Annotated in this window: 16 protein-coding genes; 7 read left to right on the top strand and 9 right to left on the bottom strand. The window is 56.6% G+C overall.

The features are described 5' to 3' along the window. Window positions 1-18 precede the first annotated feature (18 nt). Window positions 19-1,227, bottom strand: coding sequence for a homocysteine biosynthesis protein (locus tag KR51_RS15605; RefSeq protein ID WP_022609081.1), 1,209 nt, complete (start codon window positions 1,225-1,227; stop codon window positions 19-21). Window positions 1,228-1,341: 114 nt separating this feature from the next. Then, window positions 1,342-2,145 carry an ABC transporter permease gene (locus KR51_RS15600; protein ID WP_198016808.1) on the bottom strand — a complete coding sequence of 268 codons (804 nt, stop codon included), beginning with the start codon at window positions 2,143-2,145 and terminating at the stop codon, window positions 1,342-1,344. Between the two features lie 80 nt (window positions 2,146-2,225). Here KR51_RS15600 and pth point away from each other — a divergent pair, with 80 nt between their 5' ends. Further along, window positions 2,226-2,831: an aminoacyl-tRNA hydrolase gene (gene pth / locus KR51_RS15595; protein ID WP_022609079.1), complete on the top strand. Its 606-nt coding sequence runs from the start codon at window positions 2,226-2,228 to the stop codon at window positions 2,829-2,831. Window positions 2,832-2,918: 87 nt separating this feature from the next. On the opposite strand, the gene KR51_RS15590 is transcribed toward pth, so the two are convergent. From KR51_RS15590 to KR51_RS21440, 7 genes are all read right to left on the bottom strand, one after another. Further along, complete coding sequence (locus KR51_RS15590; protein WP_022609078.1) at window positions 2,919-3,125, bottom strand: hypothetical protein; 207 nt, start codon at window positions 3,123-3,125, stop codon at window positions 2,919-2,921. Between the two features lie 157 nt (window positions 3,126-3,282). Next, the gene (locus KR51_RS15585; protein ID WP_232214632.1) at window positions 3,283-3,657 is read right to left on the bottom strand and encodes a PadR family transcriptional regulator; all 375 of its coding nucleotides are present in this window, start codon (window positions 3,655-3,657) and stop codon (window positions 3,283-3,285) included. A gap of 56 nt (window positions 3,658-3,713) precedes the next feature. Continuing rightward, window positions 3,714-4,007 carry a hypothetical protein gene (locus tag KR51_RS19925; RefSeq protein WP_156915148.1) on the bottom strand — a complete coding sequence of 98 codons (294 nt, stop codon included), beginning with the start codon at window positions 4,005-4,007 and terminating at the stop codon, window positions 3,714-3,716. 92 nt (window positions 4,008-4,099) lie between these two features. Next, window positions 4,100-5,479 carry a UDP-N-acetylmuramoyl-L-alanine--D-glutamate ligase gene (gene murD, locus KR51_RS15580; protein WP_022609075.1) on the bottom strand — a complete coding sequence of 460 codons (1,380 nt, stop codon included), beginning with the start codon at window positions 5,477-5,479 and terminating at the stop codon, window positions 4,100-4,102. Window positions 5,480-5,595: 116 nt separating this feature from the next. Next, on the bottom strand, window positions 5,596-6,219 hold the full coding sequence (locus KR51_RS15575) for a GNAT family N-acetyltransferase (protein ID WP_022609074.1): 624 nt from the start codon (window positions 6,217-6,219) through the stop codon (window positions 5,596-5,598). A 557-nt stretch (window positions 6,220-6,776) separates the two neighbouring features. Next, a complete protein-coding gene (locus KR51_RS15570) occupies window positions 6,777-7,568 on the bottom strand; it encodes a VOC family protein (RefSeq protein WP_022609073.1) in 792 nt (263 codons plus the stop codon). Between the two features lie 259 nt (window positions 7,569-7,827). Next, entirely contained in the window at window positions 7,828-8,142 is a 315-nt protein-coding gene (locus KR51_RS21440) for a hypothetical protein (protein ID WP_022609072.1), read from the bottom strand. Window positions 8,143-8,851: 709 nt separating this feature from the next. Between KR51_RS21440 and KR51_RS15560 the strand changes: the two genes are divergently transcribed. The 6 genes from KR51_RS15560 to KR51_RS15535 all read left to right on the top strand — a co-directional run bounded on the left by KR51_RS15560 (window position 8,852) and on the right by KR51_RS15535 (window position 14,693). After that, window positions 8,852-9,349 (top strand): DUF2231 domain-containing protein, encoded by a 498-nt coding sequence (locus tag KR51_RS15560; protein WP_022609071.1) that lies wholly within the window; start codon window positions 8,852-8,854, stop codon window positions 9,347-9,349. Beyond that, window positions 9,349-9,954, top strand: a complete 606-nt coding sequence (locus KR51_RS15555; RefSeq protein ID WP_022609070.1) for a DUF2231 domain-containing protein — start codon at window positions 9,349-9,351, stop codon at window positions 9,952-9,954. Before KR51_RS15560 ends, KR51_RS15555 begins: the two co-directional genes overlap by 1 nt. Before the next feature lie 38 nt (window positions 9,955-9,992). Then, complete coding sequence (locus tag KR51_RS15550) at window positions 9,993-10,907, top strand: cytochrome c oxidase subunit II (RefSeq protein WP_022609069.1); 915 nt, start codon at window positions 9,993-9,995, stop codon at window positions 10,905-10,907. Further along, window positions 10,900-12,570 carry a cytochrome c oxidase subunit I gene (ctaD, locus tag KR51_RS15545; protein ID WP_022609068.1) on the top strand — a complete coding sequence of 557 codons (1,671 nt, stop codon included), beginning with the start codon at window positions 10,900-10,902 and terminating at the stop codon, window positions 12,568-12,570. The genes KR51_RS15550 and ctaD overlap by 8 nt, the downstream gene beginning before the upstream one ends. A 76-nt stretch (window positions 12,571-12,646) precedes the next feature. Continuing rightward, window positions 12,647-13,174: a cytochrome c oxidase subunit 3 gene (locus KR51_RS15540; protein WP_232214637.1), complete on the top strand. Its 528-nt coding sequence runs from the start codon at window positions 12,647-12,649 to the stop codon at window positions 13,172-13,174. Window positions 13,175-13,178: 4 nt separating this feature from the next. Then, on the top strand, window positions 13,179-14,693 hold the full coding sequence (locus tag KR51_RS15535; RefSeq protein WP_022609066.1) for a GMC oxidoreductase: 1,515 nt from the start codon (window positions 13,179-13,181) through the stop codon (window positions 14,691-14,693). The last annotated feature ends 454 nt before the right edge of the window (window positions 14,694-15,147 follow it).

Here is a 15,147-nt window from a genome sequence, read left to right as displayed (position 1 = left end):
CAAGTCCTGATGACATGCCTAATCCAGGGCGATTTGAGACCCGAGGCGATCTTGAGGCAGGAACGTCCGGTCTTTAGGAATCGGCGCAACGGGTTCGGCGAGAGTGAACTGCCCGGCGAGAATCCACTTTTTCAACTCTTCAGCTACCTGCCTCGATTTCGGAATGCTGGCCAGCGGTGCCGTGCGAACAGGTTTGCCCTCAATCGAGATCCGCCCACTTTTTAATTGCGCGTAAGTCACCAGTCCGAATGTCGGGCGCACGCGCCGGGGAATCGAAAAATCTACAACGGGCGCGACGACATCATCATCGCCAATCGCGCAATGCACGACCATGTCTTCGCTCAACACCGGGAGTGGCACGCCGATTCCCAGCATCAACGACGGTCCGTAGTTTGGAAAATAGCAGCCGCGCAACCAACGCGAGTCCATTAACTTGGCATCGCCCGCGATTGCAAGCGTCGCTGCCGGACCGATCGGCGTGCGATTGGGCAGACGTTTTTGTAACGGAAAATGCTGCGTGCCTTCCCCGATAACGTAGCCGGTTGCCCCACCGAGGAACACCTTGCTGCCGATGCCGACGAGCTGCAAATCCGGGTCGTTGAGGAGCGGCGATAGCGCGCCTGGATGGGAATACACGGCATTGCCCAAATGCGGTTGCAGCGGGCCCAGGTACGTATATAGCACGCGATCGCCGGCATTGACGCCGACAATGAAATTCTGATAGAGATTGCGCGGATTCAGCAGATAAAACTGATTGATCGTCGTGCGCGAAATCGTCGTCTCGAAGGACGCGCGCGGATAGCAGTCGCTAACTTGACCGAGTGCCCGCAGTTGTACGGGCTTGCCTAGAACAAGATCCTCGATGACATGACCGCCCCCACGATCGCGCGCGGCTGCATCCGCTTCCATGCCGGAGGCATCGGTATAGTCCGGCATCGCCGTAGCACCGAGGTACAAATCTACTGCACCCAAACCCGCATAGGCAGGAATGCCATCGAGCCAGCACTGGCGAATGTTGATCGGCGGATCGGTATGCCCGAGGTTGAGCATCGCCCCAGAGGATTCCACGGGTTCGAAGGTGCCCGTCGTCACCACATCCACGCTGGCAAAGGCTTTCGCCGTACCGACCTCGCGCACCCGTGCTTTCAACTCCTCCACCGTCCATACGGTCGCCTGTTGGCGGCGGATCTTGTCGTTGATGGACGCGATCGTGCGTTGCTTGCTCATCTCGTCGGCAGTTACCGCTAGCTATCGGACACTGCCCCTCATCATAGAGCCGGATCTAGCTGCCGAGCTGCCCCGCCTGCGTTGTTCCGACCCAGTAGCGCGCGATCGCGTGACTTAACTGGACGCACTGGTATAGAACCGCAAGGCGAAGCGCCAGAACTTTGCCGAGAAGCAGAGCAACGCCGCAGCCAGAAAACCAGCACCGGCAACCCATATAGTTTGACTGCGCCCAAGGACGGTTTCCACCGGTACGGTAGTTAGAAACGCGACTGGCACGACAAACGTGAAGAACACGCGATAGATCCCTGGATAGGCCGAAATCGGAAAGCGCCCGGCCTCGAGCAAGCCACGCAGCACTTCGGTGGCGTTGTTGATTTTGGTGAACCAAATGCAAGTGGTACCGAGGACAAACCACAGGCTATAAAGGCTGACAACGCCGAATATTAACGGCAGCAATCCGAAAAGATAGTCGCTCCAGTTCAGGTCGAGGCGACTGCCCGCGTAGGCAGCGATCGCGAATCCGAAGATGACATCCGGCAACCCCCACGGCGAGACAACCCGAGCCGACAGCCAGAATTGACTGCCAATCGGCTTGAGCAGTACAAAATCCAGCGTGCCTTGCTGAACTTGCTCGAAGATGCGATTGAGATTGGGAACCAGCAGCGTTGCCGAAATGCCCTGCATCAGGGTAAATGCGCTCATCACCAACAGCGCTTCTTCCCAGCGCCAATTCTCGAAGTTATAGCCCGTTCGGTAGAACAAGAACAACCCGAAAATGCTGCCGGCTAATCCGACGACACTGCTGAGTGCCGCGATCGCGAAATTAAGCGGATATTCTAACTCGGCAGCGATCGAACTGCTCCAAAACAGGCGCAGTACGCGCAGGTAGCGCAGCACGGGCGCAAGCGGCGTGGACATAACTGGCGTGCGAGTCGCGAGGTGCGATGCCTTGGGGTAGGCTGTTGACAATGCAACCATGCTAGCAGCGCCGTGCAGCCATGCCCGATCCCCTCATTCCACAGCTTCTCGTCGGTCTTGGCAATCCCGGCGATCGCTATGCCCACACGCGCCACAACATTGGCTTCGACGTTGTAGATCGCTTGGCGATCGCCTGGCAGCTGCCCTGGCAAGAGAACCGTCGGTTCAAAGGACAATACGCCGAAGGTGCCGCGCCGGGCCTCGGAAAAGTGCGCTTGCTGAAACCCACTACCTACATGAATCGCTCCGGCGAGTCGGTCCGCGCGGTCTGCGACTGGTACAAGCTGCCCCCCGAGTCGGTGCTCGCGATCTACGACGAAATGGATTTGCCCGTCGGCCGCTTGCGACTGCGTCTCTCCGGATCGGCTGGCGGTCACAACGGCATTAAGTCCTTAATCTCGCACCTGGGTACGCAGTCCTTTCCACGCTTGCGTATCGGCATTGGTAAGTCCGACGGCAAACGGGAAACAATCGGGCACGTACTCGGATGCTTTGCTCCCAATGAGAAGGACGCGATCGTGCAAGTCCTGGATCTCGCTGTCGAGGCAACAGAGCTGAGCTTGCGTTCGGGCGTCGAGCAAGCTATGAACCGCTACAACGGTTGCGCGGTTGCTGTTGAACCTTAGTCATTGTCAAGACACAAATCCCCAGGCAAGTTGCTCTTGCTTGGGGACTTCTTTGAATTCAGGGATTGAGCCTGAGTCCGTCTGGATCTAGGGACGTTTTTTAAACAGAGACGCAATGAAGTCGCGCAGGTCGCCGAGCTTGATACTCAGTGCCGATCCCATTAATCTCAGCAGCTCCAGGCAACACAAAAACTCGATCCAAGCGCGCGATCGCTGCTGGCGCTTGAGCTTCAGAATCTCCTCGTGGAGATCGCCAATCCATTCTTCGCGTTGTTCGCGAGGCGCTAAGAGCATGAAGACCGGAGGGACGAGCCAGCGAGTAACCCAAGTGTCGGTTGGCGGCCGCCGCAGGTATTTCACCGAGCGCCGATATAGCCTATCCGTCCGCTCTCGCCGAGTAAGCTCAGCTTCCCATTGGTCTAGATCTGCATCTGTGAGGGAATAGCAGACTTCAGGTTGGGGACGGCCGCCAGCGGATAAGCTCTTGTCGGAAGTGCTGGAAGTCGTCGACGGTGGCTCGACCTTTTCCGGTAATCCGGTAGTAACGTCGGCGGGCACCACCTAGCTCGGGTCGCTCTTCATCTCCCCACCAAGATTCGATAAGCCCTCGCTTCTCCAAACCATGTAGGGTGGGGTACAAAGAACCAATTTTGAACTGCTTGCGCCCAGTACTAGCCTCTTCCATAGCTTGAGCGATCTCCAAGCCATAAAGCTCATTGCCATAGAGAGCCAGAAGCACGAGTTCTTCCCGTGGCGCAACTTTTGCGGGTTGTTCGACTTGCCTCGTGTCAAGGGTTACTCCTCTCACCATCTTGGCAGTATCCACAACCGTTATCTCCACTAGAATCTCACTGACGGAGGAGAGGCAAGGCACCTCTAGAATTACGCTATCTTATATTTTTGATAGGTGCAACGCCAAACCTCACGTATGTTGGTCGCCAGCCCCCTCGGCACCAGCGAGACCGGAAAACTAGTAAATGACTGGGGCACTAGCAGGTCGACTGTCTTCGCGCGATCGCTATCAATTGCCATTGCTACGCTGATGTTGGCAGTGGAGGTTAGCTGCGGAACTAGAACCGAATAATCGATCGCGTGCCTCGGACAACTACCAAACGCAAGCAACATGAGCGGCGGCACACTCCGTCCGCTGGCATTTCCAGAACTTGAAGGTGCCATTGCGCGATGGTTAAATGACCGCTAAGCATCTAAGGCAAATGCGACATTCCGCTGGCAGTCGATCGTGCTACGGAAGGCTCGGGTTAGCAGACTCAGGTCAGCGACTTACTAACACCAAGCTGCTGGCACAGCAGCCGGAAGCGATCGCCCCGTTCCTCAAAGCTGGCGAACTGGTCGAAGCTCGCACAAGCTGGGGACAGCAACACCACGCGTGCCCCCAGCTTTTCGGCTAAGGTCAGCGCGCGGGGCACCGCAGCCTCCACTGTCTCTACGATTTCGCCGCAATCGTAACCGAGCTGTTGCAGTCGGGCCTGCAACGTCGGAGCGGCTTTGCCGACGAGTAGTACGGCCGCAGCGCGATCGCGAATTGCTTGAAGCCAACGCGAGTCGTCACCGGTTTTGGCTAAGCCGCCCGCAATCAAAATCGACGGGGCGTCCACGGCGCTCAACCCGACCTCGGCTGCGTCGTAATTCGTTGCCTTGCTGTCGTTGATAAACTCGATGCCGCGCGTGCTGCCCAAACGCTCCAAACGGTGGGGCACGCCGCTGAAGTTGGTAATGGCTCTCGCGATCGCCTCAAGATCGACGCCAGCTAAGCGTGCTGCTGCAACGGCTAGCAGCAGATTTTGCCGATTGTGATGCCCGACCATTGAGAACGATGACACCGGCAGCACGCGCTCGCCAAAGGCTTCGACCCAACCGCCTTCAATACAAACGCCGCGCTCTATCGGCACCGGCAGGTGGGCGCGGCCTTTGATGCTCGTCCAGAACGCATCCGGCCAGATATCTGTTGCTACCGACCGCAAATGCAGATCGTCGCTATTAAGGATGCGAAGAGCACTGCGCTGCAGAAGCGATCGCTTGATCTCAAAGTAATTGTCAATGGTGCGGTGGCGTTCTAGGTGGTCTGGCGTGAAGGTTGTCCAAATCCCGATTGCCGGAGCTAGATCGCGCGAAGATTCGATTTGGTAGCTGCTGACCTCGGCTGCGATCCAGTCGGGCACGATGCCCTGTTGGCGGTTGAGAGCAACCTCGCATGCCGCGTTGCCAATGTTGCCGCAGGTTGGAGCATTCAGTCCAGCCGTTTTCAAGATCGCCCCGACGAGGGCAGTAGTTGTAGTTTTACCGTTCGTGCCGGTGATACCAATCCAAGGACTGTCGCGCAGATAGCGCCAGGCCAGCTCTAGCTCGCCGAGCGTATCGACCCCTAACTGGCGCGCCCGCACAAGGATTGGCGCGTCCCAGGGCACGCCCGGACTGGCTACTAATCGTTGCGGAGGTGCTGCTGGCTCGAGCACTGGGTCTGCCCCCAAACGCACCTCAATGCCCTCAGCGACCAGCGATGCAGCGCGAAGCTGAAGCGGGGGCGTGTCGCTACGATCGCAAAGCGTCACCCTCCAACCATCCCGCGCCAGAACGCGTGCGGCAGCGATACCCGATCGCCCCAGTCCAATTACCAGCGCTACTGTCATGCCCGCTTCGTATGCCCTTCAATGTCGCTTGTCGATCGTGCCCGTCACGACGAGCGGCGCAAACCGATCTCTTGCCTGACTTAACGTAGCGCGAACTAACTCTCCTCGGAGTCATCCTAAGTCAAACGCTTGCCGAGTAATAGGCGCCGCGGGCGTCGCATCAGCCACGAAGCACAGTCAACATCAACGCGTCGCAAATGATAGTCGCAGCGGTTGTATAAGGTCCGAGCGGACTTGTTATTTTCTAAGACATGCAGGTAAATCTCGTTCAGCCCCCATTCTCTGGTTGCCTGTTCGCAACGTCGCAACAGCTGGCGCGCAATCCCGCAACGCCGGTATTCCGGGCTGACAGCAAGATTCGACAGATAAGTTGACTGATAGTCACGTGCCAGCCAGTTCTTGGGCACGCTCAAGGACATTTCAACGGTCCCGACAACCCGCTCAGTGCAACCACCTGCCGTCACGGCCGAGACCAAGGCAGCTAAACAAAGGTAGTGTTGTCCGTTGGCACACAAACGCGTCCGCAAGTCCTCCTGGATGCCCAATCGCAAAAAAGGATGAATTAATGCACGCAATCCGTGCGGAGGATGAAAGCTATTGGTCAGAACATCCGCCACCCCCTGCAAGTCCTGAAGCAGGGCGGTGCGGACGATCGGGGACGCAGTTAGCAGAGTACCGCGAACGACCGCCTTTGGCGTGGGGTGTTGTGACGCAAGGGATGGCGTGAAGTCTGCATTCACCGGGTGGTGGGGCAATTGCCGAATCTCAATCTAATATAGCGTGAGTTCGGGTCGAGCAAACTGCAATGAAAAGCCTACTCGCGCTGGATTGACTTCCGGAGACTTCTTCACTGGAGGTCGCTTGCATTAAACACTTCGTAGGTTCTATACAATTGCGCGATCGACTAAAAGCACGACTATCGTAGGATTTCGGTCGAATACCTAAAAAACTCAAGCGTGCGTTCCATAGCGATCGCCACAGTTTCTGCAAGCCAACTGCCTTGCAAAGTATCTGCGACAGATGTGGCAACCAGTCTTGTTGGCAAAGTAAAGTTCGTTCGTTATCTGCCGCATCGCTCCCTCGATTTTTAGCGAGCAAATCAGCGACATCAGGCCGCTCTCTGGAAATGACGCGATCGCCACCTGCACGCGCTCGATTACGACGAGAAGACAATACTGTTGGTGCTAGTGGCAATCTTCCAGAAATGCCCGCGACTGCGAGAGTAGCCCCGGCAGCATGATACTGCCGGGAGCGATTCGAGCAAGGTGGGCGTAGGTTCCGAATATACTGTGCGGTCCTAATCGTCAACTTCAGTCGGTTCAATTAGTGTGAAGACTGCACCTTGTGGGTCTGCAACGGTCGCAAAGCGGCCTTGCTCGATGGTCATTGGTTCCATCAGCACCGTCCCTCCCAGATTCTTGAGACAATCGAGAGCAGTATCCAGATTCTCGACATTGAAATATACAGCCCAATACGAGGATATTTCTCCAGGTAAGTTTGCTTGCTCAAGGTCGAACATCCCGCAGTTGTAGTGACCCTTGACCTTGGCTCCGATGTAATAGGGTGGTGTTTCTTCAGCCTCGATTTCCCAGTTAAAAACGGACTGGTAGAACCGTGCGGCTCGTTTCACATCTCGGGTTTGCAACTCGGGCCAGCAATAAGTATTGACCTCGTTAACGACACCCGCGCCGATATGTTCTTGTGCCTGCCATAGATGGACGACCGCACCAGTCGGGTCTCTAACAACGGCCTTGCGGCCGGAGTCAAGGATCGTGCAAGCAGGCACTAAAACCGTACCGCCCTCACTTTGCCAGCGCTGTAAGGCTGCGTCTAGATCTTCAACGTTGATGTAGCTCTGCCAGTGGGGGGAAACATTTTGGTCCTTCATTTCCTCAGGCATGAGGAACAGAGCTGCAACTCGTCGCTCTCCCTTAAATGCCATGGCATAGGGCGGTGCGTTCTCGACAGGAATGTCCTGAAACTCCCAACCGAACAATTGGTTATAGAACGGTTTGGCTGCGTCTGGATCTGAGGTTGCCAGATCGACCCAGCAGAATACACCGTGCTCGTATCGTTCTCGAATCCCCATTGTGGTTCCTCAGTGTGACATTAGCGAACTCGACAAAGACAGACGGCGGCGATCGCTCTGCCGCCAAACGAAAGCGCTGCACTTGCAGAATAATTAGAGCCGACCACTCTGTCTACTATAGTTCAAATGTACCACAAACATGGTCGCAGACCATGCTTAACTCCGGAGAAAGATCTCCACATCCGAGCCTGTAAAGTTTTTTTGTAAGCGGTCAGAAAGATAACCCATTAGAAGACCGCAACCCATTCCCCGACGCAAGTCAGACCCATCCTAAGCCGGCCAGCTCCTCAACCAACTCCGGCAGCAATACTCCTATCCCGAGCAAATCCTCGGCGAGAATGGGCTGCTCAAACAGCTCATCACCCGCTTGGTCGAGCACGCCCTCCAAGGCGAATTGACCTACCACCTCCAGCAGCAGGCTGCCGACCCCGAAGCGCCGCCCAACAGTTGCAACGGCAACTCGCGCCAAACCGCCCACAGCAACCAAGGCAACCTCGAGCTGCAGATTCCGCGCGACCGTCGCAGCGAATTCACGCCCGTCCTCGTGCCCTAAGGTCAGCATAGCCTTATTCATTAACTCTTATGCGGAGACCCTAAACCTTTTGCCTTGCGAGGCTTGCAGACTTTTTCGCTCAATGACAGTGCGTTTCTATACACTTCATTAGAGCCTAGTCAGGGCAAGGGTTTGAGGCTTCATCAAATTATTCGTGAATAACATAGGCTAGCGCCGGAGAAGATTTCCGAGGAATGGACGATGCCACTGGCGAACTGGAAGGTGGCGCTAGCGCGATTTGCCATCGAGCATCCCGAGTGCTTCACCAACTGAGGTCTACTTGCTTACACAAAAATACTTGACACCCCTATTGCTCCCAATCCCAAAAGCCCTTTTGTCCCATCCGACCACCTTCTCTGAAAGCTCTTTCCTCGCAGACGCACCCTATTTTCGAGGTGCCTTTAAGTTAAATACGGCAAGGGATTCGACTTCCTAGCACGATCTGAAACCGCGTGCTAGGCTGTGGATGATTCGTTGTGTGCGTCCACAAATCCTTAAGAAATTTAGTTGAAGTCGCCGGAACTGAAGCGAAGTTAAAGCTTTAGCGAGAAATGCATTCTTCGATACGTACGAGCCCTGGATGTCGACACCAGCTGACTGCGAACGTGCCACTAAGCTCGAGCACAAGTGGGTTCGCGCAATATTTGTAATGCAACTGGGCTATCCCTTAACGTCAGAAACAACATGGCTGAAACCTTTCATGAATCCAAGTTAATTAAGACCGATAATCATGGAAAATTATCTGCCACCACTTAACAATCACAATCTCCCCTACCCCGATACAATTCACCCAATCGTGGTGCACTTCGTGATTGCGATGGTGTTGTTTGCAGTCCTCTGCGACATCATCGGCTACTTCACCAAAAACTCGCGCTTGTTTGAAGTGAGCTGGTGGAACATGACCATTGCTACCGTGTCGATCTTCATCGCGATCGTCTTCGGACAGATCGAAGCCGGTCTAGCCAATCCCTATATTGCTGCCGTCAGCGACCTCAATACCCACACCATTATCGGCTGGGCGCTCTCGGGCATTATCGCTACGATCACCGGCTGGCGTTACGTGATTCGCCTGCGCACCCCCGACACCTTGCCGACCTCTTACCTCGGTGCGGGTTTAGTGCTGACCGCAATCGTTTGCTTTCAGATATACCTCGGCGACAAATTGGTGTGGATCTATGGGTTGCACTCCGAGTCAGTTGTCGAAGCTACACGACAGGGGATCTTGTAATGAACGCATTCCTGGCAGCAGTCGGTACCAATGGCTTGCCATACCAGTTGCCGATCCATCCCAACCTCGTTCACCTCACCTTAGGGTTGTTCATCATCGCGATCGCCTTCGACATCGTAGGCGTGCTGCTGCCCTTTGAAAAACCACTCCTGAAATTCTTCGCCATTCCCGCCACCCGTTCCAACTTCTTTGACGTCGGTTGGTACAATCTGGTCGCCGCCGCGATCGTTACCTTTTTTACGGTATCCGCCGGTTTCTATGAAATGCTGCTCGCCGAACCAGACCCAGACAAACTCAGCCCCTGGGGATTGAATGCTAGGGATACTATGGTCTGGCACGCCCTTGGGGGGGTATTGTTACTGGCACTAATCGTCGGCATGACAGTCTGGAGAGGCTTCCAACGCTACGTGTGGCGACAAGACCGTTCGCGACAAGTGCAATGGTCATACCTGGCGGCGGGTTTGAGCATCTTTGCCATCATGTTCGTCCACGGCACCCTCGGCGCGCACTTGGGCGCAGACTTCGGCGTACATGTCGATGCCGCTCGCATCCTGCATGCTGGTGGCGACCTCAATGCTTCACTAGGAGCGCTATCGAATAAATAGAGCCCTGTCGAAATAAAGGTCGAAACCAAACTCAGGTCATGACACGACGCACGCTCTTTACCTTAATCGCGCTCGCTTCTGGGCTCGCCCTAGTCAGCTACTGGATCGGGCAGCAGTCTTACTCTTGGATGCCCGTGCAAGCCTCTGCCGAAGCAATCCTGGTCGATAACCTGTTCAGCTTCATGGTTGCGATCGCGAGCTTCATCGTACTGGGCGTAACGGGAACCCTGCTGTACTCGGTGCTGTTCCAGCGTGCCAGCCGCTACGACATCAGCGACGGACCGGCATTGGAAGGCAACCTCAAGCTGGAAATTGTCTGGACGGCAATTCCCCTGGTACTCGTGGTTTGGATCGGCACCTACAGCTACCAGACCTACAACCGCATGAGCATCCTTGGATCGGGCGGCAGCCTGCACGTCGGGATGCCGACTGCTATGGCGAACGAAATCGGAGCTAGTCCGGAGGCAAGCGCTCCCATTGAGGTGCGATCGCGCCAGTGGGCTTGGGAGTTCTACTACCCCGATCGCGACGTAACAAGCACCGAGCTGCACCTGCCTGTAAACCAGCGCGCGCAACTGCAGCTCACCTCTGAAGACGTGCTCCACGGCTTCTACGTCCCGGCCTTTCGCGTCAAACAAGACATCATTCCCGGCCGGGCGATCGCCTTCGAGTTCACGCCCATTCGCGAGGGACGCTATCGACTGCGCGACTCGGAGTACAGCGGTACCTACTTTGCTACCAACCAAACCCACGTCGTCGTCGAATCCTTAAAGTCTTACCAACAGTGGCTGGCAGCGGCCGCAGCGCAACCGCTGACCCCAGCCGAAAACGTCGCCTATCAAGAATTCAAAGCCGCGATTGAAAAGCCCATGAGCTTGGGCTGGTCGAGGATTGTCCCGGCCGCAGCTCCCCTTGCTAATTACTCCAGCTCGGAAAGCGATTCCCATGAGTGATGCCACCCTAACCGCGCTCCCGAAGACCGAGCAGCCCCACCCCGGCGCGCCCGATAACTGGAAGCGTTTCTTCACGTTCAGCACCGACCACAAGGTCATCGGCATTCAATACATCGTCACGGCGTTCTTCTTTTTCTTAATCGGCGGCTTGCTGGCGATGGTCATGCGCGGGGAGCTGATCACCCCCGCAGCCGACCTCGTCGATCGCACGGTCTACAACGGCTTGTTTACGATGCACGGCACGATCATGCTGTTCATGTGGACGTTCCCGTTCCTCAATGGCTTGGCGAACTACCTGGTACCGCTCATGATCGGGGCGCGGGACATGGCGTTCCCCAAGCTCAACGCCGTCGCTTTCTGGATGGTGCCGGTGTTTGGCGTTATCTTGATGGCGAGTTTTTTGGTGCCGGGTGGACCGTCGCAGTCGGGATGGTGGGCGTATCCGCCGGTCAGCTTGCAAAATCCCACGGGAAATTTGATTAACGGCCAGTTGCTTTGGCTGGTGGCGGTAGCGCTATCGGGCATCTCTTCGATTTTGGGTGCAGTGAACATCGTGACCACGATAGTCCGCATGCGCGCCCTGGGACTAGGCTGGTTTCGGATGCCGGTGTTCGTCTGGGCGGTGATGAGCGCCCAGATCATTCAGCTCTTTGGGCTGCCAGCATTGACGGCCGGCGCGGTCATGTTGCTGTTCGATCTTGCGGTCGGGACGAGTTTCTTCAACCCAGCTGGCGGCGGCGATCCGGTCCTGTACCAGCACTTCTTCTGGTTCTACTCGCACCCGGCCGTGTACGTGATTATCTTGCCGATCTTCGGCGTGTTTTCCGAGGTATTCCCCGTCCACGCTCGCAAACCGCTGTTCGGGTATCCCTTCGTTGCCGTCTCTTCCTTAGTCATCACCGGTCTCAGCGGCGTTGTCTGGGTACACCACATGTTCGCCAGCGGCACACCGGACTGGATGCGCATGTTGTTCATGTTCTCGACAATGCTGATTTCGGTGCCGACGGGGGTGAAGGTCTTTGCCTGGGTCGCCACCGTATGGGGCGGCAAAATCCAGCTCACGACACCAATGCTGTTTGCTCTTGGCGGACTGGTGATGTTCCTGTTCGCAGGCGTCACGGGCATCATGCTCGCATCGGCTCCTTTCGACATCCACGTCAACAACACTTACTTCGTGGTCGGGCACTTCCACTACGTGATCTACGGTGCGGCGGTCATGGGCGCATACGCTGCGATTTACCACTGGTTCCCCAAGATGACCGGACACATGTACTACGAAGGCTTGGGCAAGCTGCATTTTGCCCTCACCTTCATCGGGGCCAATCTCAATTTCTTCCCCATGCACCCGCTGGGTTTGCAGGGAATGCCACGTCGCGTCGCGTCCTACGATCCCGAGTTCGCCTTCTGGAACGTCATTGCTAGCATCGGCGGTTTCATTTTGGGACTTTCAACCTTACCTTTCATCCTCAACATCCTCAGCTCGTGGGTGCAGGGCAAGAAGGCACCCAACAATCCCTGGCGCGCGATCGGGCTGGAGTGGCTGGTCTCGTCGCCACCGCCGCACGAGAACTTCGCAGAGATTCCCGTTGTCGTCTCGGGTCCCTACGGCTATGGTTCGAACGAACCGCTGGTCGAACTTGCCGAAAGTAAAGCTGCGGAGTAAGCCAGTGAGCACGACAAACATCGACGCAACAACCGCGATCGCTCCCAGCGCGCACCACGACGCAGAAGACCATCGCATGTTCGGCTTCGTCGTATTCCTGCTGTCGGAAACGGTGATTTTCCTGAGTTTCTTCGTCGGTTACATTGTTTTCAAAACCTCGGCAACTGACTGGCTGCCGCCGGGTGTCGAAGGCTTGGAAGTCCGCAGTCCGGCGATCGCCACCGCGATTCTGGTCTCCAGCAGCTTCGTTATCACCATCGCCGAGCGCTACCTGCACCGCGAGAACCTGTGGGGCTTCCGGAGCTTCTGGTTGCTGACGATGGTGATGGGTAGCACGTTCTTGTACGCGCAGGCGATGGAATGGTTGAGTTTGCCCTTCGGCTTTACAGCCGGCACGTTCGGCGGGACGTTTTATCTGCTGACCGGCTTTCACGGGCTGCACGTGCTCGCGGGCATTGTCATGCAAGGCGTCATGCTGGGGCGATCGTTTATTCCCAACAACTACGCTGGCGGCGAACACGGCGTAGCGTCAACGTCGCTGTTCTGGCACTTCGTCGACGTTATTTGGATTGTCTTATTCGCGCTCATTTACCTGTGGCAATAGCAGCATGATTATCGACGATCGCCACTACGACTTCATCATCGTCGGCACGGGAGCGGGCGGGGGCACACTTGCCCGCAAGCTGGCCGAAGCCGGCAAGCAAATTTTGATCCTCGAACGGGGCGGTGCTATGGCCCTCGACGAGCAAAACGTCGCTAGCGTCGACGTGTTCAAGCGCGAGCGATACCACGCACCCGAGCAATGGTATGACGGCGATGGGGAGCCGTTTTTACCGCAAACCAACTATGCCGTTGGTGGGAACACTAAAATCTACGGCGCCTCTTTGATGCGCATGCGCGAGCGCGACTTTACGGCCGTCGCGCACCAAGAGGGGATGTCTCCAGAGTGGGAGCTGCAATACGCAGACTTCGAGCCCTATTACACCGCCGCAGAACAGCTCTACATGGTTCACGGCAATGCCGACGGCGACCCCACCGAACCTCCTCACAGTGAGGACTATCCTTACCCCGGCATCGAGCATGCCGACGCGGTCAAGCCAGTGGTTGAAGCGATCGCCGCCCGCGGATTGCATCCCAGGCCCATTCCCCTGAGTCTCACCCGCCGCGACGACGATCCGACTGGCGACTCCGAGGTCTTTGGCATCGAGCCGATTCGGGAGCGCGAGAACGTCACGCTCTTGACTTCAGCAAAGGTAACCTGCCTGCACACCAATGCTTCAGGACGCGAGGTCAAGGCCGTCGAAGCCCAAGTCGGCAAGAGCTCGTATTTATATACAGGCGATATCGTCGTATTGGCGTGCGGCGCGATCAATTCTGCTGCCTTGCTGTTGAAGTCGGCAAATGAGAAGCACCCCAACGGTCTGGCCAACGGCTCCGACCTCGTCGGGCGCAACTTGATGAAACACCAGATGACGTCGATCGTGCAGCTCAGCACCGAGGCGAACTCCGGAGTATTCCGACGTAGCGTCTGCATGAACGACTTCTATTGGGGAGACAGCAACTTCAACTATCCACTCGGTCACATTCAGAACACTGGCGGGCTGCTGCAGGACACGATCTTCGCCGAGGCACCCCCGCTCCTGTCGGTTGCTGCCAAGCTCATGCCCGGCTTCGGACTCAAACAATTGGCGATGCGATCGATCGGCTGGTGGGTTCAGACCGAGGTCTTGCCCGATCCGAACAACCGCGTCCGCTGGGGCGATAAAGGCAAACTGCGGATCGAGTTTGTTCCCAACAACGCCGAGGCCCACGATCGTCTCGTCTTCCGGTGGATCGAGGTGCTGCAGGCGATTGAGAAAACCGTCAAAGGACTTAAGTCGGCAAAGGTTCATCCACGTGCGGAAGCACCGATTCAAGTGGTGGCCCACCAGTGCGGGACGTGCCGCTTCGGGTCCGATCCAGCGCATTCCGTCCTCGATCTCGATTGCCGCACCCACGAACTCGACAACCTCTATGTCGTCGATAGCAGCTTTTTTCCATCCTGCTCGGGGGTCAGTCCTGCCTTGACAGTTATTGCCAATGCCCTGCGCGTCGGCGAGCAGCTCATTGCTCGGCACGGTTAGCTCAGAGTCTCTGCGCGTTTGTCTTTCCTAAGAGCATGTATCGCGTCTATAGGAGAGAGAATTACGCCTGCAGAACAGATCGCTGCCGAAGAACTGGCTGCACTTTGGACTCCCGCAACAGCAAGGAGCGTATTGCGATAGGGTCAAGGGCGATCGGGCCAGCCCGACCGGACGCTGGAGCTATACGGTCCTGGAGAAGACTCGGGAACGTTCGACGACTTCACCGAGGCAATCATCGGTGATGGGAACCGCCAAGACTATACGCCGAGTAAAAAAGACGAGTCGATCGTGCGCGGACTCAGCCATGATATCGATAGTCTGGGTTACTTCGGCCGATCGTATTTCGAAGAAAACTCCATCATCCTCAAGGCAATCGACTGCAGGGGCAGCGCGATCGCGCCTCTATCCCAGGACTGCTGACTCCAGCCCCCGCATGCGCCCCCTTTGTTATCTT

The sequence above is a fragment of the Rubidibacter lacunae KORDI 51-2 genome (assembly GCF_000473895.1).
Lineage (GTDB): Bacteria > Cyanobacteriota > Cyanobacteriia > Cyanobacteriales > Rubidibacteraceae > Rubidibacter > Rubidibacter lacunae.
This window is presented reverse-complemented; position numbering and strand designations above follow the sequence as displayed.